Annotated in this window: 26 protein-coding genes; all 26 read right to left on the bottom strand. The window is 38.5% G+C overall.

Annotated elements, in window-relative coordinates:
• Positions 1-537: a 50S ribosomal protein L6 gene (gene rplF, locus ACTQ5K_RS12995; RefSeq protein WP_031537908.1), complete on the bottom strand. Its 537-nt coding sequence runs from the start codon at positions 535-537 to the stop codon at positions 1-3.
• Positions 538-568: 31 nt separating this feature from the next.
• Positions 569-967, bottom strand: a complete 399-nt coding sequence (rpsH, locus tag ACTQ5K_RS12990; RefSeq protein WP_016204570.1) for a 30S ribosomal protein S8 — start codon at positions 965-967, stop codon at positions 569-571.
• A 30-nt stretch (positions 968-997) separates the two neighbouring features.
• A complete protein-coding gene (gene rpsN, locus ACTQ5K_RS12985; RefSeq protein ID WP_009499044.1) occupies positions 998-1,183 on the bottom strand; it encodes a 30S ribosomal protein S14 in 186 nt (61 codons plus the stop codon).
• Positions 1,184-1,208: 25 nt separating this feature from the next.
• A complete protein-coding gene (gene rplE / locus ACTQ5K_RS12980) occupies positions 1,209-1,748 on the bottom strand; it encodes a 50S ribosomal protein L5 (RefSeq protein ID WP_031537907.1) in 540 nt (179 codons plus the stop codon).
• A 27-nt stretch (positions 1,749-1,775) separates the two neighbouring features.
• Entirely contained in the window at positions 1,776-2,087 is a 312-nt protein-coding gene (gene rplX, locus ACTQ5K_RS12975; protein ID WP_016204568.1) for a 50S ribosomal protein L24, read from the bottom strand.
• Between the two features lie 36 nt (positions 2,088-2,123).
• Positions 2,124-2,492, bottom strand: a complete 369-nt coding sequence (rplN, locus tag ACTQ5K_RS12970) for a 50S ribosomal protein L14 (RefSeq protein ID WP_031537906.1) — start codon at positions 2,490-2,492, stop codon at positions 2,124-2,126.
• A gap of 38 nt (positions 2,493-2,530) precedes the next feature.
• Positions 2,531-2,794: a 30S ribosomal protein S17 gene (gene rpsQ, locus ACTQ5K_RS12965; RefSeq protein ID WP_031537905.1), complete on the bottom strand. Its 264-nt coding sequence runs from the start codon at positions 2,792-2,794 to the stop codon at positions 2,531-2,533.
• Between the two features lie 20 nt (positions 2,795-2,814).
• Positions 2,815-3,018 (bottom strand): 50S ribosomal protein L29, encoded by a 204-nt coding sequence (gene rpmC, locus ACTQ5K_RS12960; RefSeq protein ID WP_003351417.1) that lies wholly within the window; start codon positions 3,016-3,018, stop codon positions 2,815-2,817.
• Complete coding sequence (rplP, locus tag ACTQ5K_RS12955) at positions 3,008-3,442, bottom strand: 50S ribosomal protein L16 (protein WP_031537904.1); 435 nt, start codon at positions 3,440-3,442, stop codon at positions 3,008-3,010. Before rplP ends, rpmC begins: the two co-directional genes overlap by 11 nt.
• A 1-nt stretch (position 3,443) precedes the next feature.
• The gene (rpsC, locus tag ACTQ5K_RS12950; RefSeq protein ID WP_031537903.1) at positions 3,444-4,100 is read right to left on the bottom strand and encodes a 30S ribosomal protein S3; all 657 of its coding nucleotides are present in this window, start codon (positions 4,098-4,100) and stop codon (positions 3,444-3,446) included.
• 3 nt (positions 4,101-4,103) lie between these two features.
• Positions 4,104-4,445, bottom strand: a complete 342-nt coding sequence (gene rplV / locus ACTQ5K_RS12945; RefSeq protein ID WP_016204563.1) for a 50S ribosomal protein L22 — start codon at positions 4,443-4,445, stop codon at positions 4,104-4,106.
• 18 nt (positions 4,446-4,463) lie between these two features.
• A complete protein-coding gene (gene rpsS, locus ACTQ5K_RS12940; RefSeq protein ID WP_016204562.1) occupies positions 4,464-4,742 on the bottom strand; it encodes a 30S ribosomal protein S19 in 279 nt (92 codons plus the stop codon).
• 60 nt (positions 4,743-4,802) lie between these two features.
• Positions 4,803-5,633 (bottom strand): 50S ribosomal protein L2, encoded by an 831-nt coding sequence (gene rplB, locus ACTQ5K_RS12935; protein WP_016204561.1) that lies wholly within the window; start codon positions 5,631-5,633, stop codon positions 4,803-4,805.
• 30 nt (positions 5,634-5,663) lie between these two features.
• Entirely contained in the window at positions 5,664-5,948 is a 285-nt protein-coding gene (gene rplW, locus ACTQ5K_RS12930; protein ID WP_016204560.1) for a 50S ribosomal protein L23, read from the bottom strand.
• Entirely contained in the window at positions 5,948-6,571 is a 624-nt protein-coding gene (rplD, locus tag ACTQ5K_RS12925) for a 50S ribosomal protein L4 (protein WP_031537900.1), read from the bottom strand. Before rplD ends, rplW begins: the two co-directional genes overlap by 1 nt.
• A gap of 28 nt (positions 6,572-6,599) precedes the next feature.
• Positions 6,600-7,226, bottom strand: a complete 627-nt coding sequence (gene rplC, locus ACTQ5K_RS12920; RefSeq protein ID WP_048717899.1) for a 50S ribosomal protein L3 — start codon at positions 7,224-7,226, stop codon at positions 6,600-6,602.
• Positions 7,227-7,265: 39 nt separating this feature from the next.
• The gene (rpsJ, locus tag ACTQ5K_RS12915; RefSeq protein WP_009336571.1) at positions 7,266-7,574 is read right to left on the bottom strand and encodes a 30S ribosomal protein S10; all 309 of its coding nucleotides are present in this window, start codon (positions 7,572-7,574) and stop codon (positions 7,266-7,268) included.
• 557 nt (positions 7,575-8,131) lie between these two features.
• Entirely contained in the window at positions 8,132-9,319 is a 1,188-nt protein-coding gene (gene tuf, locus ACTQ5K_RS12910; RefSeq protein WP_031537897.1) for an elongation factor Tu, read from the bottom strand.
• 118 nt (positions 9,320-9,437) lie between these two features.
• Positions 9,438-11,513 (bottom strand): elongation factor G, encoded by a 2,076-nt coding sequence (fusA, locus tag ACTQ5K_RS12905; RefSeq protein WP_031537896.1) that lies wholly within the window; start codon positions 11,511-11,513, stop codon positions 9,438-9,440.
• Between the two features lie 47 nt (positions 11,514-11,560).
• Positions 11,561-12,031 (bottom strand): 30S ribosomal protein S7, encoded by a 471-nt coding sequence (rpsG, locus tag ACTQ5K_RS12900; protein ID WP_031537895.1) that lies wholly within the window; start codon positions 12,029-12,031, stop codon positions 11,561-11,563.
• 40 nt (positions 12,032-12,071) lie between these two features.
• On the bottom strand, positions 12,072-12,494 hold the full coding sequence (gene rpsL / locus ACTQ5K_RS12895) for a 30S ribosomal protein S12 (RefSeq protein WP_016204553.1): 423 nt from the start codon (positions 12,492-12,494) through the stop codon (positions 12,072-12,074).
• Positions 12,495-12,594: 100 nt separating this feature from the next.
• Positions 12,595-12,843: a 50S ribosomal protein L7ae-like protein gene (locus ACTQ5K_RS12890; protein WP_031537894.1), complete on the bottom strand. Its 249-nt coding sequence runs from the start codon at positions 12,841-12,843 to the stop codon at positions 12,595-12,597.
• 212 nt (positions 12,844-13,055) lie between these two features.
• Positions 13,056-16,655, bottom strand: a complete 3,600-nt coding sequence (rpoC, locus tag ACTQ5K_RS12885) for a DNA-directed RNA polymerase subunit beta' (protein ID WP_048717903.1) — start codon at positions 16,653-16,655, stop codon at positions 13,056-13,058.
• 206 nt (positions 16,656-16,861) lie between these two features.
• Positions 16,862-20,422, bottom strand: coding sequence for a DNA-directed RNA polymerase subunit beta (rpoB, locus tag ACTQ5K_RS12880; RefSeq protein WP_031537892.1), 3,561 nt, complete (start codon positions 20,420-20,422; stop codon positions 16,862-16,864).
• Positions 20,423-20,670: 248 nt separating this feature from the next.
• A complete protein-coding gene (locus ACTQ5K_RS12875; protein WP_031537891.1) occupies positions 20,671-21,276 on the bottom strand; it encodes a class I SAM-dependent methyltransferase in 606 nt (201 codons plus the stop codon).
• Positions 21,277-21,559: 283 nt separating this feature from the next.
• Positions 21,560-21,919 carry a 50S ribosomal protein L7/L12 gene (gene rplL / locus ACTQ5K_RS12870; protein WP_016204548.1) on the bottom strand — a complete coding sequence of 120 codons (360 nt, stop codon included), beginning with the start codon at positions 21,917-21,919 and terminating at the stop codon, positions 21,560-21,562.
• Positions 21,920-21,928: the final 9 nt, after the last annotated feature.

The following is a 21,928-nucleotide window of genomic DNA, read 5'->3' as shown; positions in this document are numbered from 1 at the left end:
TTACTTACCAGTTTTACCTTCTTTTCTACGTACATATTCGCCTTCATAACGGATACCTTTACCTTTATAAGGTTCTGGTGGGCGAACATCACGGATGTTAGCAGCAAGTGCTCCAACACGCTCTTTACTAGTTCCTTTTACAACTACTTTCGTAGCAGATGGTACTTCGATTTCAATACCAGCTTCTGGTTCGATTTCTACTGGATGAGAGTAACCTACGTTCAACACAAGTTTGCTTCCTTGTTTTTGAGCACGGTACCCGACACCGATTAATTCAAGACCTCTTTCAAAGCCTTTTGAAACACCCTCAACCATGTTTGATAACAATGCGCGAGTTGTTCCATGTAATGCACGATGTTCCTTCACATCTGAAGGACGAGTTACATTAATCACGTTTTCTTCTAAGTTGATCGCAATATCAGAATTAAAAGTACGAGTTAATTCACCTTTAGGACCTTTCACCGTTACAGTACTTTTATCAATAGTAACTGTAACGCCTGCTGGTACTTCGATTGGTTTTTTACCTACACGAGACATTTAGTTGCACCTCCATTCATTAAACCTATTATTACCAAACGTATGCTAATACTTCTCCGCCAACTTGTTTCGCACGAGCTTCTTTATCAGTAAGTACTCCTTGAGAAGTAGAAACTAATGCAATTCCAAGACCGTTTAATACACGAGGTACTTCTGTTGCTTTCGCATAAACACGAAGACCAGGTTTACTAATTCTTTTAAGTCCAGTTATTACACGCTCGTTGCTTGAACCGTATTTTAAGAAAATGCGGATAATACCTTGTTTGTTGTCTTCGATATATTCTACATCACGTACAAAACCTTCACGCTTTAAAATTTCGGCGATCTCTTTTTTGATGTTAGAAGCAGGAACTTCTAATTTTTCGTGACGAACCATATTCGCATTACGGATTCTTGTAAGCAAATCTGCAATTGGATCTGTCATAACCATTTGTATTTACCTCCTTCCCAATATCGGGTTTTACCAGCTAGCTTTTTTCACACCAGGAATTTGTCCCTTATACGCTAATTCGCGGAAACAAATACGGCAAAGCTTAAATTTACGGTACACAGAATGTGGACGACCACAACGTTCGCAACGTGTGTATTCTTGTACTTTATATTTAGGCGTGCGTTTTTGTTTCGCAATCATTGACTTCTTAGCCACATCTTCGCCTCCCTCTAATTAGAGATTACTTTTGGAACGGCATTCCAAATTGAGTTAACAGTTCACGAGCTTCTTCATCTGTGTTTGCAGTTGTAACAATAACAATATCCATTCCTCTTACTTTGTTTACTTTATCGTAATCAATTTCAGGGAAAATTAATTGTTCTTTTACACCTAAAGTGTAGTTACCGCGACCATCAAATGATTTTTTAGATACACCACGGAAGTCACGTACACGTGGAAGAGAAACAGATACAAGTTTATCAAGGAATTGATACATGCGTTCTCCACGAAGAGTAACTTTTGCTCCGATTGGCATTCCTTCACGTAGACGGAAACCTGCGATTGATTTTTTCGCACGAGTGATTAATGGTTTTTGACCAGTAATTTGTGCTAATTCTTCAACAGCAACGTCTAATGCTTTAGCATTCGCTACAGCATCACCAACGCCCATGTTAACCACGATTTTTTCCAGTTTTGGAACTTCCATAACTGATTTATAATTGAACTTGCTCATAAGAGCAGGAGTAGTTTCTTTAACAAATTTTTCTTTTAGGCGGTTCATTCATTGTACCTCCCTTCTTCATTTGAACTATTTATCTAGAATTTCACCGGATTTTTTCGCTACGCGAACTTTTTTACCATCAACCGTTTTTGATCCTACACGAGTAGGTTCACCAGTTTTAGGGTCGATAGGCATAACGTTGGATACATGAATAGCGGCTTCCTGGTCATTGATTCCACCTTGTGGATTCAACTGGGATGGCTTAGAGTGCTTCTTAACAATATTAATCCCTTCAACGATCACACGATCTTTCTTAGGGAATGCAGCAAGAACAACACCTGTTTTACCTTTATCCTTACCAGAGATGACCATTACTTTGTCACCTTTTTTTACATGCATCTTTTCGCACCTCCTTAAAGGCAATTAAAATTTATATTATAGTACTTCTGGAGCTAATGATACAATCTTCATAAAGTTATTGTCGCGAAGTTCGCGTGCAACTGGTCCAAAGATACGTGTTCCACGTGGACTCTTATCATCACGGATAATTACACATGCGTTTTCATCGAAACGAATGTAAGTACCGTCAGCACGACGAACACCACTTTTAGTTCTAACGACTACTGCTTTTACTACTTCACCTTTTTTAACAACGCCACCTGGTGTTGCTTGTTTCACAGTAACAACGATGATATCACCGATGTTTGCAGTTTTACGTCCTGAACCACCAAGAACTTTAATAGTAAGTACTTCACGAGCACCAGAGTTGTCAGCAACTTTCAAACGTGATTCTTGTTGAATCATGTGTGTAACCTCCCTTCGGGATGCTTAATTCCGAACAATTATATAATAACTGCTTTTTCTACTACTTCTACAAGACGGAAACGTTTTGTAGCTGATAATGGGCGAGTTTCCATAATACGTACGATATCGCCAGTTTTTGCTGTGTTTTGCTCATCATGAGCTTTATACTTCTTAGAGTATTTCACGCGTTTGCCGTATAGTGGGTGTTTTTTGTATGTTTCAACAACAACTGTAATGGTTTTATCCATTTTATCAGATACAACACGACCAGTATAGACTTTGCGTTGATTGCGTTCGCTCATTCTACGAACCTCCTCTCAACTTATCGATTATTGACGCCGATTTCTCTCTCACGAATGACAGTTTTCATTCGAGCGATCGCTTTGCGTACTTCACGAATGCGAGCTGTATTTTCAAGTTGTCCAGTCGCTAATTGAAAGCGAAGGTTGAAAAGCTCTTCTTTTAAGGATTTAACTTTTTGTTCAATTTCAGCAGTGGTAAGGTCACGAATTTCATTAGCTTTCATTAGTTTCACCACCAATTTCTTCACGTTTTACAAACTTACATTTAACAGGAAGTTTGTGCGCTGCAAGACGAAGTGCTTCACGAGCGATCTCTTCAGATACACCAGCAACTTCGAACAATATTTTTCCAGGCTTAACTACTGCAACCCAACCTTCAGGAGCACCCTTACCGGAACCCATTCGGACTTCTAGAGGCTTAGCAGTGTAAGGCTTATGTGGGAAAATTTTAATCCAAACTTTACCGCCACGTTTCATATAACGTGTCATTGCAATACGAGCAGATTCGATTTGACGGTTTGTAATCCAAGAAGCTTCTAAAGATTGTAGACCATATTCACCGAATGCAACTTCTGTACCACCTTTTGCTTGACCACGCATTTTACCACGGTGTACACGACGATATTTTACACGTTTAGGTAGTAACATATTATTTGCCTCCTTCCTCAGTTTTCTTCTTCGTTGGAAGGATCTCTCCACGATAGATCCAAACTTTTACACCTAATTTACCATAAGTTGTATCAGCTTCAGCAGTTGCATAATCGATATCTGCGCGTAGAGTGTGCAATGGAACAGTTCCTTCGCTATAAGACTCTGAACGTGCGATATCTGCGCCACCTAGACGACCTGATACCATTGTTTTAATACCTTTAGCTCCAGAGCGCATTGAGCGTTGGATCGCTTGTTTTTGAGCACGACGGAAGGAAACACGATTTTCTAATTGACGAGCAATGTTCTCAGCAACTAGTTTAGCATCCATGTCTGCTCTTTTAATTTCTAAGATATTGATGTGTACACGTTTGCCAGTAAGTGAGTTAAGAGCTTTACGTAAAGCTTCAACTTCTGTACCACCTTTACCAATAACCATACCTGGTTTAGCAGTGTGGATAGTAACATTTAAGCGGTTTGCTGCACGCTCGATTTCTACTTTAGAAACAGAAGCATCGCTTAGGCGTTTTGTAATATACTCACGTACCTTTAGGTCTTCGTGTAAAAGATCAGCATAGTCTTTACCTGCGAACCATTTAGATTCCCAGTCACGAATGATCCCAACACGTAAACCGACTGGATTTACTTTTTGACCCACTAATTACCCCTCCTTCTTTTCTGATAAAACGATAGTAATATGGCTAGTGCGTTTGTTAATTTGACTTGCACGACCTTGTGCACGTGGACGAAATCTCTTTAGAGTTGGTCCCTCATTAACATATGCTTGCTCAACCACTAGGTTATTAATATCCATTTCGTAGTTATGCTCTGCATTAGCAACAGCAGATTTTAGAACTTTCTCTACGATTGGAGAAGCTGCCTTTGGAGTTAACTTCAAAATAGCTACCGCTTCACCAACTTGCTTTCCTCGAATTAAATCTACGACTAAACGAGCTTTACGAGGAGCAATACGAACTGTATTTGCAACAGCTTTTGCTTGCATTGGAATGCCCTCCTCTCATTAACGTCTTGTTTTCTTATCGTCACTTGCATGACCTTTGTAAGTACGAGTTGGAGCAAATTCTCCAAGTTTGTGACCTACCATGTCTTCAGTAACATAAACTGGCACATGTTTACGACCATCATAAACAGCGATTGTTTGACCGATGAATTGTGGGAAGATCGTAGAACGACGAGACCAAGTTTTAACAACTTGCTTCTTATCACTATCACTTAATTTTTCGATCTTTGTTAGTAAATGATCATCAACAAAAGGTCCTTTTTTTAAGCTGCGACCCATAATGGAACCTCCCTTCGTGATTGTTCTACGGTTCTATCATTGAACCGTAGTTCAACCCCGTTATTTTTTACGGCTACGTACAATAAATTTATCAGATTTATTCTTCTTGCTACGCGTTTTGTAACCAAGTGTTGGTTTACCCCAAGGAGACATTGGTGATTTACGTCCGATTGGAGCGCGTCCTTCACCACCACCATGTGGATGGTCATTAGGGTTCATTACAGATCCACGTACAGTTGGGCGTTTACCTAACCAACGATTACGACCTGCTTTACCAATGTTGATTAGTTCGTGTTGTTCATTACCAACTTGACCGATAGAAGCACGGCATGTAGCAAGGATTAAACGAACTTCACCAGAGTTTAAACGTACAAGTACGTATTTACCTTCTTTACCAAGCACTTGAGCGCTTGTTCCAGCAGAGCGAACTAATTGTCCACCTTTACCTGGCTTTAACTCGATGTTGTGGATTACTGTACCAACTGGAATGTTAGCAAGTGGTAATGCATTACCCGGCTTGATATCAGCCTCAGGTCCTGACATAACTTCTAATCCAACTTCTAAATTTTTAGGTGCAAGAATGTAGCGTTTTTCACCATCTACATAATTGATTAGCGCGATGTTAGCAGATCTGTTTGGATCATACTCAATTGTAGCAACGCGTCCTGGAATGCCATCTTTGTCACGTTTAAAATCGATAACACGATATTGACGCTTATGACCTCCACCTTGATGACGAACAGTTAACTTACCTTGGTTATTACGGCCGCCTTTTCTGTGTAAAGGAGCAAGCAATGACTTTTCTGGAGTACTTGTAGTGATTTCACTAAAGTCAGAAGACGTCATGTTACGTCGACCATTGGAGGTAGGTTTATATTTTTTAATCGCCATTTGTGTTCCCTCCTCTTCTAAATATTATTATTAAGCTTCAAAGAATTCGATTTCTTTGCTGTCAGCTGTTAATTTAACAATTGCCTTACGACGTTTGTTTGTGTATCCACCAAAACGTCCCATACGTTTGAATTTACCTTTATAGTTCATGATGTTTACTTTTTCAACTTTAACGCCAAAGATTTCTTCAACTGCATCTTTAACTTGAGTTTTATTAGCTCTTACATCAACTTCAAACGTGTATTTTTTGTCAACCATTAAATCAGTAGAACGTTCAGTGATAACGGGGCGCTTAATCGTATCGCGTGCATCCATTATGCAAGCACCTCCTCTACTTTTTCAACCGCTGCTTTTGTCATGATTAATTTATCATGGTTTAAAACATCTAAAACTGTAATTCCAGTAGCAGTAACAACTGTTACCCCCGGGATGTTACGAGCAGATAATGCTACGTTCTCATCAAGATCAGCTGTAACGATTAATGCTTTCTTTTCAACAGAAAGATTACCTAGTACCGCTTTGAATTCTTTCGTTTTAGGTGCATCAAAAGCAAGGCTTTGTAATACTAAAATATTTTCTTCTAATACTTTAGCAGATAATGCAGATTTAATTGCTAGTCTACGAACCTTTTTAGGTAGTTTGTAGCTATAGCTACGTGGAACTGGTCCAAATACTGTTCCACCACCACGCCATTGTGGAGATCTGATAGATCCTTGACGTGCACGTCCTGTACCCTTTTGGCGCCATGGCTTACGTCCACCACCAGCAACCTCAGAACGAATTTTAGTTTTATGAGTTCCTTGACGTAATGAAGCTCTTTGCATAACAACAGCTTCAAATAAAACATGATTGTTAGGCTCGATACCAAATACTGATTCATTTAATTCGATATCTCCAGCTTGCGTACCGTCTTGGTTGAATAATGCAACTTTAGGCATTCTTATTTCCTCCTTTCCAGATTAATAATTATGCTTTAACAGCAGTTTTGATTTTTAATAAAGCTTTTCTTGCTCCAGGTACATTACCTTTAATTAATAGAAGATTGCGTTCTGTATCTACTTTAACGATTTCTAAGTTTTGAACTGTGATTTGTTCTCCACCCATACGACCAGGTAATGCTTTCCCTTTAAATACACGGTTTGGTGCAACAGGTCCCATTGAACCTGGGCGACGATGATAACGAGATCCGTGAGCCATTGGTCCACGTGATTGTCCATGGCGCTTGATTGAACCTTGGAAACCTTTCCCTTTAGAGATACCTGTTACATCTACTACATCGCCTTCTGCGAAAATACTTACTTTGACTTCTTGACCAACCTCATACTCATCCACGCTAACATCTCTGAATTCACGAACGAAGCGCTTAGGAGCAGTACTTGCTTTAGCAACATGCCCTTGTTCAGGTTTATTAGCTAACTTTTCACGTTTGTTTTCAAAACCGATTTGAACTGCTGTATAGCCATCAGCTTCAACAGTTTTCTTTTGAAGAACAATATTCTCAGCAGCTTCAACTACTGTTACAGGGATAAGGTTGCCATTTTCAGCAAATACTTGAGTCATACCTATTTTTCTTCCTAAGATTCCTTTGGTCATTTAAGTCACACCTCCTGATAGTTTAAATGTTTATTTCAATTATAATTTAATTTCGATATCTACACCTGATGGTAAATCCAGACGCATTAGTGAATCAACTGTTTGTGGAGTTGGGTTCACGATGTCGATTAGACGTTTATGCGTACGCATTTCAAATTGTTCACGAGAATCTTTATATTTATGAACCGCACGTAGGATAGTGTATATAGACTTTTCTGTTGGTAACGGAATCGGTCCAGATACAGCAGCACCAGAACGTTTTGCAGTTTCAACGATTTTCTCTGCTGATTGATCTAAAATTCTATGATCATACGCTTTTAAACGAATACGAATTTTTTGTTTTGCCATTATTTTCCCTCCTTTTCGCCTATTTTAGAATAGACATTCTCCGCAGGAATTTCCCACACACTCGCCATGGCAAAGCGGCCGGGTGTGTCAGCAACCTCCCGCATCATCGCAGTCAAAGACCAACATTGTCTATTATACATAAAAACGCCTAGAAAAGCAACAACATTTATTATTTTTCTTTCGTTTTAGTACACTCAGATTATTATACATATTCTAAGCTGATATTTCAACCCAATGTACAATAGTCAGTCAATTAGACGCTAATGATCTTTCAATCGAACCAATCATTTTGCGACTTTTTTATTCTAACAAAAATGGATTGCTGTTTAAATAGAAAGATTATGGAAAATCTATTTCCTTCTATATAAATACTTTTATCTATTATAGCTAATTATTTCAATAGTAAACACTTATACTTATTATTACATTAAATACCTTTCATTCTAATAAAGGAGTTGTTTAACTTACTTATTTGATCCTAGTATTCTTTTCATAGATTACTTACTTTTAAGCGCAAAAAAACAAGCTGACGAATCAGCTTGTTTTTTTAAATGTTATTACTCAACGATAGTAGCAACTACACCAGCGCCTACTGTACGTCCACCTTCACGGATTGAGAATTTAGTTCCTTCTTCAATAGCGATAGAAGAAATTAATTCAACATCCATTTCGATGTTATCGCCAGGCATAACCATTTCTACACCTTCAGGTAAGTTACAAATACCAGTTACGTCAGTTGTACGGAAGTAGAACTGAGGACGGTAGTTTGTGAAGAATGGAGTATGACGTCCACCTTCTTCTTTTGATAATACGTAAACTTCAGCTTTGAATTTTACGTGTGGAGTAATAGTACCTGGTTTTGCTAATACTTGACCACGTTGGATATCTTCACGAGCAACCCCACGAAGAAGTGCACCGATGTTATCTCCAGCTTCAGCATAATCAAGTAATTTACGGAACATTTCAACACCAGTTACAGTAGTTGATTTTTTCTCTTCAGCTAAACCGATGATGTCTACAACGTCACCAACTTTAACTTGTCCACGCTCAACACGACCAGTAGCAACTGTACCACGACCAGTGATAGAGAATACATCCTCAACTGGCATCATGAATGGTTTGTCAGTATCACGAGTTGGTGTTGGGATATATTCGTCAACTGCAGCCATAAGCTCAGTGATTTTTTCTTCCCAAGCAGCTTCACCTTCAAGAGCTTTAAGAGCTGAACCTTTGATTACAGGAATATCATCACCAGGGAATTCATATTCTGATAATAGGTCACGTACTTCCATTTCTACTAATTCTAATAGTTCTTCATCATCAACCATATCACATTTGTTTAAGAATACTACTAAGTGAGGTACACCAACTTGACGAGAAAGAAGAATGTGCTCACGAGTTTGTGGCATAGGACCATCAGTAGCTGATACTACTAAGATACCGCCATCCATTTGAGCAGCACCAGTGATCATGTTTTTAACATAGTCAGCATGTCCTGGGCAGTCAACGTGTGCATAGTGACGAGTAGCTGTTTCATACTCAACGTGTGCAGTTGAGATTGTAATTCCACGCTCGCGCTCTTCTGGAGCAGCGTCGATTTGATCATATCCGCGTGCTTCACCGCCACCCACTTTAGAAAGTACAGTTGTGATAGCAGCTGTTAATGTAGTTTTACCATGGTCAACGTGACCAATAGTTCCAATATTTACGTGTGGCTTAGAACGATCGTATTTAGCTTTTGCCATTAGGAAAATCCTCCTTTGATTTTAAAAAAATTAAGTATTTTTATAGAGCTGTGAATATTCATCACAGCTTTATTGCTTACATAGTAGTTATACTTCATTAAAAAGGTAAAATCAACAATTACCCTTTATTTTTTTTGATGATCTCTTCAGAGATTGATTTTGGTACTTCTTCATAATGATCGAACACCATTGAGAATACCCCACGACCTTGCGTGCTTGAACGTAATGTCGTAGCATAACCAAACATTTCAGAAAGTGGAACCATTGCACGAACTACTTGTGCGTTACCACGAGCTTCCATACCTTCAACACGTCCACGACGTGAAGTAATGTTACCCATGATATCACCCATGTATTCTTCCGGAATGATAACTTCTACTTTCATAACAGGCTCAAGAATTACAGGATTACATTTAGATGCTGCATTTTTCAATGCCATTGAAGCAGCGATTTTGAACGCCATTTCAGATGAGTCAACATCATGGTATGATCCATCAAATAATTTAGCTTTGATATCTACCAATGGATAACCAGCAAGTACTCCTCTTTGTAATGCATCTTCTAGACCAGCTTGAACTGGAGCAATGTATTCACGAGGAACAACACCACCGACGATAGCATTTTCAAATTCGAATCCTTTACCTTCTTCGTTTGGTGCAAACTCAATCCAAACGTGACCATATTGTCCACGACCACCAGATTGACGAGTGAATTTCCCTTCAACTGCTGCAGAAGAACGGAATGTTTCACGATAAGCAACCTGAGGAGCACCAACATTAGCCTCAACCTTGAATTCACGACGCATACGGTCTACAAGAATATCTAAGTGAAGTTCACCCATACCTGCAATGATAACCTGACCAGTTTCCTGGTTAGTATGTGCACGGAATGTTGGATCTTCTTCTTGTAATTTTTGTAGAGCAGTTGTCATTTTGTCTTGGTCAGCTTTTGATTTTGGCTCGATAGACAATTCGATAACTGGTTCTGGGAATTCCATGGACTCTAAGATTACTAAATCTTTTTCATCACATAGAGTATCTCCAGTTGTAGTATCTTTTAAACCTACAGCTGCTGCGATATCACCAGCATATACTTCTGTAATCTCTTGACGGCTGTTTGCATGCATCTGTAGGATACGTCCTACACGCTCACGTTTGCCTTTTGTAGAGTTTTGTACATATGAACCTGAGCTCAATGTACCAGAATATACACGGAAAAATGTCAGTTTACCAACAAATGGGTCTGTCATTACTTTAAACGCAAGAGCTGCAAATGGTTCATCATCACTTGAATGCTTTTCAATTACTTCATCAGAATCAGGAGCTGTACCTTTAATTGCAGGTACATCTAATGGTGATGGTAAGTACTCGATTACAGCATCAAGCATTTTTTGAACACCTTTGTTTTTGAAAGCAGATCCACAGATTACTGGATAGAATTCAACGTTAACTGTACCTTTACGGATAGCAGCCTTTAACTCATCAGTAGTGATTTCTTCACCACCAAGATATTTTTCCATAAGTTCTTCATCAAGTTCAGCTACTGCTTCAACCAATTTCTCATGGTATTCATCAGCTAACTCTTTGTACTCTTCTGGAATTTCACGTTCTTGAATATCTGTACCAAGGTCATTTCCGTAGAAAGTCGCTTTCATTTCAACTAAATCAATGATACCTTCGAATTGATCTTCAGCACCAATCGGTAGTTGGATTGCATGAGCGTTTGCTTGTAAACGATCATGTAAAGTTTTTAATGAATAAAGGAAGTCTGCCCCAATTTTATCCATTTTGTTTACGAATACTACACGAGGTACACCGTAAGTTGTTGCTTGACGCCAAACTGTTTCTGTTTGTGGCTCAACACCTGATTGAGCATCAAGTACTGCAACAGCACCATCAAGTACACGTAGAGAACGTTCAACTTCAACTGTGAAGTCTACGTGCCCTGGAGTATCGATAATGTTTACACGGTTACCTTTCCATTGTGCAGTTGTTGCAGCTGATGTAATGGTAATTCCACGCTCTTGTTCTTGCTCCATCCAGTCCATTTGAGATGCACCTTCGTGAGTTTCACCAATTTTGTGGATACGACCAGTGTAATAAAGTACACGCTCAGTTGTAGTCGTTTTACCAGCATCGATATGTGCCATGATACCAATATTACGAGTGTTTTCTAAGGAGAACTCTCTTGCCATTTGGTCTTTCTCCTTTCATATTGAAAGTATTTTTATGAATTATAATTTTACCAACGATAGTGAGCAAACGCTTTGTTTGCTTCAGCCATTTTGTGTGTATCTTCACGCTTTTTCACAGATGCACCAGTGTTGTTTGCTGCATCTAGGATTTCGTTAGCTAGTCTCTCTTCCATTGTTTTCTCACCGCGAAGACGAGCATAGTTAACTAACCAGCGAAGACCTAAAGTTGTACGTCTTTCAGGACGAACCTCCACTGGAACTTGATAGTTAGAACCACCAACACGGCGTGCTCTTACTTCAAGAACTGGCATGATATTCTTTAATGCTTGATCAAATACTTCAATCGCTTCTTTTCCAGAACGCTCAGCAACGATTTCGAATGCTGAATATAGAATAGCTTGTGCTTTTCCTCTTTTACCATCGATCATCATTTTATTGATTAAACGAGATACAAGCTTAGAATTGTATATCGGATCTGGTAACACGTCTCTTTTTGCTACAGGACCTTTACGTGGCATTTGATTTCCTCCTTTCAATTATGCTATAAAATCAAATTTATTATTTTTTAGCTGCTTTTGGTTTTTTAGTACCGTATTTAGAACGACCTTGCATACGGTTGTTAACACCAGCAGTATCTAGAGCACCGCGTACGATATGATAACGTACCCCCGGTAAGTCTTTTACACGTCCTCCACGGATTAGTACAACACTGTGTTCTTGTAGGTTGTGACCAATACCAGGAATGTATGCTGTTACTTCGATACCATTTGTTAAACGAACACGTGCATATTTACGTAATGCAGAGTTTGGTTTTTTCGGTGTCATTGTACCAACACGAGTACATACCCCACGTTTTTGAGGTGAAGATACGTTTGTTTGTGCTTTTTTGAAACTGTTATAACCTTTGTTTAACGCAGGAGACTTCGACTTCTCTTCAGCAGATTGACGAGGTTTGCGTACTAATTGGTTAATTGTAGGCATTTCTTTTTCCTCCCTTCCTTTATGTTTGAAGCCCACACATCCAGGTGGTTCATATTAGGGCAAAAACAAAGTTTTCATGGTATTTTCCATAAAAACAGTTTTAATTAATTATGGCAACAGTTGCTGCGCCTACTTCTATTCCACATGATTCGCCTAGCTTCTTCATGGATTCAACAAGTATAATGGGAACATTAACTTCTTTGGCTATTTCAGATACTTTTCTAATTAATATTGGATCAGCATCTTCAGCAACAATAACCTCTGTCGCTATTCCTTTTTTTAACGCTTTTACTGTTTGCTTTGTTCCTACTACTATCTTACTTGCCTGTAGTACTTTTTCATAAGACATTTTTATATCCTCCAAAGCAACAGGTGAAATAGGAGCACCTTTGATATAGTATCATCTATAAAATTAGATGTCAATTATTTTCCTGAAAAACTTTAATAGATATTCCTAAAAGTTATGGTTTACGAGGATTATCGACTCTTTCCTAAATGATAGAATCGATAATCCTCGTATTAACCACTTTCTTTTTTCTAAAATAAATGCTTTATCGCTAATTACTCTACAGTAATTGACTCTTCTGTTAGTTCTTCTGCTGTAATAGGTTCAGCATGTCTGTATCTTGGCATACCAGTTCCAGCTGGAACTAATTTACCAATAATTACATTCTCTTTTAATCCTAGTAATTCATCACGTTTTCCTTTAATAGCAGCATCTGTCAGAACTCTTGTAGTTTCTTGGAACGATGCAGCCGATAAGAATGAATCAGTTTCAAGAGATGCTTTTGTAATACCAAGCAATACTGGTCTACCTGTTGCTGGAAGCTTACCTTCTCTTAAAGCTTTTGCGTTAGCATCAGTAAATTGGTGAATATCTAATAGTGTACCTGGTAATACATCTGTCTCACCAGCATCCACTACTCTGATTTTACGTAACATTTGGCGAACCATTACTTCTACGTGTTTATCCCCAATTTCTACCCCTTGCATACGATATACTTTTTGTACTTCGCGAAGTAGATACTCTTGTACTGCTGTAACGTTTTTCACTTTAATTAATTCTTTCGGATCAATAGAACCCTCTGTTAATTCTTGTCCTTGTTCTACAACATCATCGATCTTAACTTTCAATCTTGCTGTGTAAGGAGCAGTATATGTTCTAGTTTCTAATTCACCTTGAACAACAATTTCATGTTGACGGTCTCTGCCTTCATTGATACCAACAATTACCCCTGCCATTTCAGTAATAACTGCTTGCCCTTTTGGATTACGAGCTTCAAATATCTCCTGAATACGAGGTAAACCTTGTGTGATATCGTCCCCTGCAACTCCACCTGTATGGAATGTACGCATTGTTAACTGTGTACCTGGTTCCCCGATAGATTGTGCCGCTATAATACCAACAGCTTCTCCTACTTCCACCTCTTGGCCTGTTGCTAGGTTGCGACCATAACATTTTTTACATACACCATGACGTGTATTACATGTAAATGCAGAACGAATCCATACTTCTTCGATATTCGCCTCTACAATTTCTACTGCTAAGTCTTCTGTGATAAGTCCATTTTCAGGAACAATAACTTCATTCGTTTCTGGATGTTTAATTGATTTTCTTGCATATCTACCAATTAAACGCTCATCAAGAGATTCGATAATTTCTGTACCCTCTTTAAGAGCAGCAACTAACAATCCTCTATCTGTGCCGCAATCATCTTCGCGTACAATGACATCTTGTGCTACATCTACTAGACGACGAGTTAAGTAACCAGAGTCTGCTGTTTTTAACGCTGTATCAGCAAGACCTTTACGTGCTCCGTGAGTAGAGATAAAGTACTCTAATACCGTTAATCCTTCACGGAAACTTGAAATAATCGGTAACTCAATAATTCTACCAGCCGGGTTGGCCATCAAACCACGCATACCAGCAAGCTGTGTAAAGTTAGATGCGTTACCACGGGCACCAGAGTCACTCATCATAAAGATAGGATTTCGTTTATCTAAGGATTTCATTAGCTTCGCTTGAATTGTATCTTTCGCTGCGCTCCAGATAGAAATTACGCGATCATAACGCTCTTCCTCTGTGATTAATCCACGTCTAAATTGCTTCATGACATTATCGACTTTACCTTGTGCTTCATCGATAATTTCTTGTTTTTCACCTAATACAACGATGTCGGCCACACCAACAGTAATACCAGCTTTGGTAGAATGCTTAAATCCTAGATCCTTCATTCTATCCAACATCTTAGAAGTTTCCGTAATCTTGAAACGTTTAAATACTTCAGCGATTATATTCCCTAAAATTTTCTTTTTAAACGGTTCTATGATTGGCAACTCTTTAATAGCAGCTGGCACATCTACACCTGGCTCTACAAAGTATCGTTCAGGAGTTTTTTCTTCTAAGTTTGTTTTAGTTGGTTCGTTAATATACGGGAAAGATTTTGGTAAAATTTCATTGAATACTAGCTTACCAACAGTTGTTAATAACAATTGCTTATTTTGCTCTTCCGTGAATGTTTCATTGTTTAAAGAGCTAGCGCGTACTGCTACACGTGTGTGTAAATGTACATAACCATTTTGATATGCCAAAACAGCTTCGTTCGTATCATTGAAGATCATACCTTCTCCAACTGCACCTTCACGTTCTAATGTTAGATAATAGTTTCCTAATACCATATCCTGAGAAGGAGTAACAACTGGTTTACCATCTTTAGGGTTCAAGATGTTTTGAGCTGCAAGCATAAGTAAACGAGCTTCCGCTTGAGCTTCAGAAGATAAAGGAACGTGAACAGCCATTTGGTCTCCGTCAAAGTCAGCGTTGTATGCTGTACATACTAGCGGATGAAGACGAATCGCACGGCCTTCTACTAAAGTTGGTTCAAACGCTTGGATTCCCAATCTATGTAGAGTTGGGGCACGGTTAAGCAATACTGGATGCTCTTTAATTACTTCTTCAAGCACATCCCACACTTCAGGCTGAAGTCTTTCGATTTTTCTCTTTGCAGATTTAATATTATGAGCAATTCCTTTTTCTACTAACTCTTTCATTACAAAAGGCTTAAACAATTCAATTGCCATTTCTCTAGGAAGGCCACATTGATACATCTTTAAGTTAGGACCAACGACAATAACAGAACGTCCAGAATAGTCAACACGTTTTCCTAATAAGTTTTGACGGAAACGTCCTTGCTTCCCTTTTAGCATGTGAGATAGAGATTTAAGCGGTCTGTTACCAGGACCAGTTACCGGACGTCCACGACGACCATTATCGATTAACGCATCAACAGCTTCTTGAAGCATACGTTTTTCGTTTTGAACGATAATGCTTGGTGCTCCTAAATCTAATAATCTTTTTAAACGGTTATTACGGTTAATAACACGACGATATAAATCATTTAAGTCAGATGTTGCAAAACGTCCACCATCCAATTGAACCATTGGACGCAATTCTGGAGGAATTACTGGAAGTACATCAAGAATCATCCAAGAAGGCTCATTACCAGAACCACGGAACGCTTCTAATACTTCTAGTCTTTTAATGGCACGAGTTCTTCTTTGACCTTGCGCAGTTTTCAATTCTTCTTTTAGTGCATCTACATCTTTATTTAAATCAATATCAGATAGTAGCTTTTTGATTGCTTCAGCTCCCATAGAAGCTTGGAATTTCACACCATATTTATCGCGGTATGCTCTATATTCCTTTTCAGATAGAAGTTGTTTTTTCTCTAAAGCAGTATCGCCTGGATCTGTTACTACATAAGAAGCAAAATAAATAACTTCTTCCAATGCACGTGGAGACATATCTAAAACAAGTCCCATACGGCTAGGGATTCCTTTAAAATACCAAATATGTGAAACTGGAGCTGCTAATTCGATGTGACCCATACGCTCACGACGAACTTTTGCACGAGTAACTTCCACTCCACATCGATCACAAACTACGCCTTTATATCTAACACGCTTGTATTTACCACAGTGACATTCCCAGTCTTTTGTAGGACCAAAAATACGCTCACAGAACAAGCCATCTTTTTCCGGTTTTAAAGTACGATAGTTAATTGTTTCTGGCTTTTTGACTTCACCAAATGACCAAGAACGGATTTTGTCTGGTGAAGCTAGACCTATTTTCATATATTCAAAATTATTAACATCCAACAAGGGTCCTACCTCCCTTTCGATCTTCAGGCTTTTGCCTTACTTAGAACTTCTTAAAAACATTTATAATCAAAGACAGGCCGTCACAAAAGGGTCTGACCTCACGTGAATAATCTATTTATAAAAGATATAAAAGGATCTTCTATCTAGATGTCTTCGTAGTGGAGTCTGACCCTTTCGTTTTTAGACAGGCCATGTACATTACTTTATTATTCTTGCATGCCTACCTTTTCTGACTCAGGCTCTTGCGTTTCCGAAACAATAGTTAGAGATTCTGCTTGATGAATATCATCATCATCGTCTGTGTCTCTCATTTCGATTTCTTCTTCTGTGCTAGATAAGATTTTTACATCTAGCCCTAAGCTTTGTAGCTCTTTCATTAACACGCGGAATGATTCTGGCACACCTGGTTCTGGAACGTTCTCTCCTTTAACAATTGCTTCATATGTTTTCACACGACCAACAACATCATCTGATTTAACAGTAAGAATTTCTTGTAAAGTATAAGCTGCTCCATAAGCTTCAAGCGCCCAAACCTCCATCTCTCCAAAACGCTGACCACCAAATTGAGCTTTTCCTCCTAGTGGTTGTTGCGTTACTAAAGAATATGGTCCAGTAGAACGAGCATGTAGTTTATCATCAACCATGTGGGCAAGTTTAATCATATACATAACACCAACGGATACACGGTTATCAAAAGGTTCACCTGAACGTCCGTCATATAGTACTGTTTTCGCATCTTGTGCCATTCCAGCTTCTCTAATTGTTTCCCATACGTCTTCCTCACGAGCACCATCAAATACAGGGGATGCAACATGGATGTTCAGGCTTCTGGCAGCCATTCCAAGATGCAATTCTAATACTTGACCGATGTTCATACGTGATGGAACACCTAGTGGGTTTAACATGATATCAACTGGTGTTCCGTCTGGTAAATATGGCATATCTTCTTCAGGTAAAATACGGGAGATAACCCCTTTGTTACCGTGACGCCCAGCCATCTTATCGCCTTCATGGATTTTACGTTTTTGAACAATATATACACGTACCAATTGGTTAACGCCTGGTGGCAATTCGTCTCCATCTTCTCTATTGAAGACTTTAACATCATGAACTATACCGCCACCGCCATGCGGAACACGTAAGCTTGTATCACGAACTTCACGAGCCTTTTCACCAAAAATAGCATGTAATAAACGTTCTTCAGCTGTTAATTCTGTTACCCCTTTAGGTGTAACTTTACCAACTAGTAAATCTCCATCTTTCACTTCTGCACCGATGCGAATAATACCGCGATCATCTAAGTTGCGTAATGCATCTTCCCCGACATTCGGGATATCACGTGTAATTTCTTCCGGCCCTAACTTTGTATCACGAGATTCTGATTCATATTCTTCAATATGAATAGAAGTATATACATCATCTTTTACTAAGCGTTCGCTCATGATAATAGCATCCTCGTAGTTGTATCCGTCCCATGTCATAAAGGCAACTAATACGTTACGACCAAGTGCTAATTCACCAAGCTCCATAGAAGGTCCATCTGCTAGAACTTCCCCTTTTGTTACTTTGTTTCCAACAGCAACAATTGGGCGTTGGTTATAGCATGTACCTTGGTTTGAACGAACAAATTTAAGCATTTTATATTTATCAAGATTTCCTTTAACCTCTTGACCATCTACTTCCGAAATACGTCTAACCCAAACTTCACGTGCTTCTACATGTTCAACAATACCAGGATGCTTACAGATAACCGCTGCACCAGAGTCTTTTCCTGAAACGTACTCCATTCCAGTTCCTACTCTTGGAGCTTCTGGTTGCATTAAAGGTACTGCTTGACGTTGCATGTTCGCACCCATCAAGGCACGGTTAGAGTCATCGTTTTCTAAGAATGGGATACATGCTGTCGCAGCAGATACAACCTGCTTTGGAGAAACGTCCATATAGTCTATACGCTCACGCTTAACAACAACGTTCTCATCACGGAAACGTGCAACTACATCTTCATCTAAGAAAGAACCATCTTCTCCTAAACGAGAGTTTGCTTGGGCAACAACGTAGTTATCTTGTTCATCAGCAGTTAAATAATCAATTCTTGATGATACTTTACCTGTTTCAGGATCAACACGTCGATATGGTGTTTCAATAAACCCGAATCTATTCACTTTTGCATAAGAAGATAAAGAGTTAATCAAACCAATATTTGGTCCCTCAGGTGTTTCAATCGGACACATACGGCCATAGTGAGAATAGTGAACGTCACGAACTTCCATTCCTGCGCGTTCTCTTGTTAAACCACCAGGTCCTAAGGCAGAAAGACGACGTTTATGGGTCAATTCAGCCAATGGATTTGTTTGGTCCATAAATTGAGAAAGCTGAGAGCTTCCAAAGAATTCTTTAATGGATGCAATAACAGGTCTAATGTTGATTAGTTGTTGCGGCGTAATCGTATTCGTATCTTGAATAGACATTCTTTCGCGAACAACACGCTCCATTCTAGATAAACCAATACGGAATTGGTTTTGTAACAATTCACCTACAGAGCGTAAACGTCTGTTACCTAAATGGTCAATATCATCTGTTAAACCAACACCATGTAATAAGTTAAAGAAATAACTGATGGATGCAATAATATCTGCAGGAGAGATGTTTTTCACAGCTTCTTCTACATATGCATTACTAATAACATTAATTTCTTTATCTCCCTCATCCAATGGTGAGTAAATTTTTACCGATTGAACAACAACATCATCCTCTAAAACACCACCATAAGGGCTTAGTTTTTTAAATCCGATATTGTTTTCTAGATTTGGAATAATACGATCAAGTGCACGGCGATCTAGAAGTGTTCCTTTTTCAGCAATGATTTCTCCTGTTTCAGGGTCCACTAGTGTTTCTGCCAGGCGTTGACCAAACAATCTATTTTTTATATGAAGCTTTTTATTAATTTTATAGCGTCCTACATTTGCAAGATCATATCTTTTTGGATCAAAGAATCTTGATACCAATAGACTTTTTGCGTTTTCAACAGTAGGCGGTTCACCAGGACGCAGACGCTCATAAATTTCTAGTAGCGCTTTGTCTGTTCCTTCAGTGTTATCCTTTTCTAAAGTATTGCGTAAATATTCGTTGTCACCAATCAGTTCAAGAATCTCCTGATCAGAACCGAATCCTAATGCACGCAACAGAACAGTAACCGGAAGTTTACGTGTACGGTCAATACGTACATATACAACATCCTTTGCATCTGTTTCATACTCTAGCCATGCTCCACGGTTAGGAATAACCGTTGCGGTAAATCCTTTTTTCCCGTTTTTATCGAGTTTCCCATTATAATATACACTTGGAGAACGTACTAACTGAGAAACGATAACACGTTCCGCACCATTAATAACAAAAGTACCAGTTTCAGTCATAAGCGGGAAATCACCCATGAATACATCTTGGTCTTTTACTTCTCCTGTTTCTTTATTCACAAGACGGACCTTCACACGCAAAGGTGCAGAATATGTAACATCTCGCTCTTTCGATTCTTCCACTGAATACTTAGGATCACCTAAGCTGTAATCAATGAAATCAAGTGATAAATTGCCAGTAAAATCTTCAATAGGTGAAATGTCCTGGAACATTTCTCGCAATCCCTCATCTAAAAACCATTGATAGGAAGAGGTTTGGATTTCAATAAGATTTGGTAATTCTAAAACCTCACTAATACGTGCGTAGCTTCTCCGCTGGCGGTGTCGTCCATACTGAACAAGTTGACCTGTCAACTGATTCACCCCTCAAATCAAACGTTATAGTACATCTATTAACATCTTATAAAATAGGCTTAAAAGCCTGTTTTTATAAGACAAAAAGAAAAAGGGTTTTCCAATCAAAAAACCACATTTTCATATTTCTAATATTATTCTGTTAGTTTTTCCTTCTTACACCAATTTTATACAATAAGATGGATAAAATTGTGAGTTTCAGAAAAATATTATATTGGCATTATACAATGCTATCACAACAAAAAGGACTAGTCAATCTTTTTTGCTTGAATTATAAAATACCCTTTTTTCTTTTCTACTATATTTACCTCTTTAAAAAACGCTTCTAACTTTGCAATCGCCGATGGAGCTCCTTGCTTCTTTTGAATCACTACCCAAAGCTCACCATTTGCTGCTAAATGTTCATAGCTTTGTTCAAAAATATCATGGACTACTTTTTTTCCTGCTCTAATCGGAGGATTTGTTAAGATAGACGCAAACTTAGTCCCTTTCACATCAAGAAGTCGATCACTTTCATAAATTTGAACATTTTCAATACTATTTTGTTGCGCATTTTCTTGTGCTAATTCAATCGCTCTTAAATTAACATCTACCATATGAACCATTCTATCTGGATTTGCTTTTGCAATGGAAAGACCTAATGGACCATAACCACAACCCACATCTAAAATATCTCCATCTATTTTTGGAAATGTATAGGTTTCAATTAATAGCCTAGAGCCAAAATCAACTTCTCTTTTGGAGAAAACCCCATTATCTGTTTTAAAACGTATTGTATTACCTTTAAGTGTAAAATTCCAGTAATTTGGATCGCTATTTACATTCTGGGTTCGGGAATAATAATGTTCTGTCATACGAACACCTCCTTAGGAGAATTTATATAAGGAAGACTACTTGAGGATTAATTGCAAAGCAAGCTATTCTTGCAATGAATTAAAAAAAGCGTAGATGACTTTTAAGCTATCACATACAGTTAGCTGACCCCACCAAATCTTCTCACATAATTAACCTAACAAAAGATGGTTTCAAAAAAAGCCATTTCCTACTGGACTGATTGTAACTAGATGCTTCTTAAGCCTCATACACTTTAGGAAAAAAAAGCCCGCTATTATAGCGAGCTTCTTTTTTTAACTAACATTACTTAACTTCAACGTTAGCTCCAACTTCTTCAAGTTTAGCTTTGATTTCTTCAGCTTCTTCTTTAGAAGCTCCTTCTTTAACTGCTTTTGGAGTGTTGTCAACAAGTTCTTTTGCTTCTTTAAGACCAAGACCTGTGATTTCACGTACAACTTTGATAACTTTGATTTTTTGATCTCCAGCAGATGCAAGAACTACATCAAACTCAGTTTTTTCTGCAGCAGCTTCTCCGCCACCTGCAACTACAGCTACAGGAGCTGCAGCAGTTACTCCAAATTCTTCTTCAATTGCTTTTACTAAATCGTTTAATTCTAAAACAGTCATATTTTTAACTGCTTCTAAGATTTGTTCTTTAGACATTATATTTTT

Origin of the sequence: Niallia sp. Sow4_A1 (assembly GCF_052116745.1) — a bacterium.
Classification (GTDB): Bacteria; Bacillota; Bacilli; order Bacillales; family Cytobacillaceae; genus Niallia; species Niallia hominis.
The sequence above is the reverse complement of the archived record's forward strand: the minus strand, read 5'-3'. Positions and strand labels throughout refer to the sequence as shown.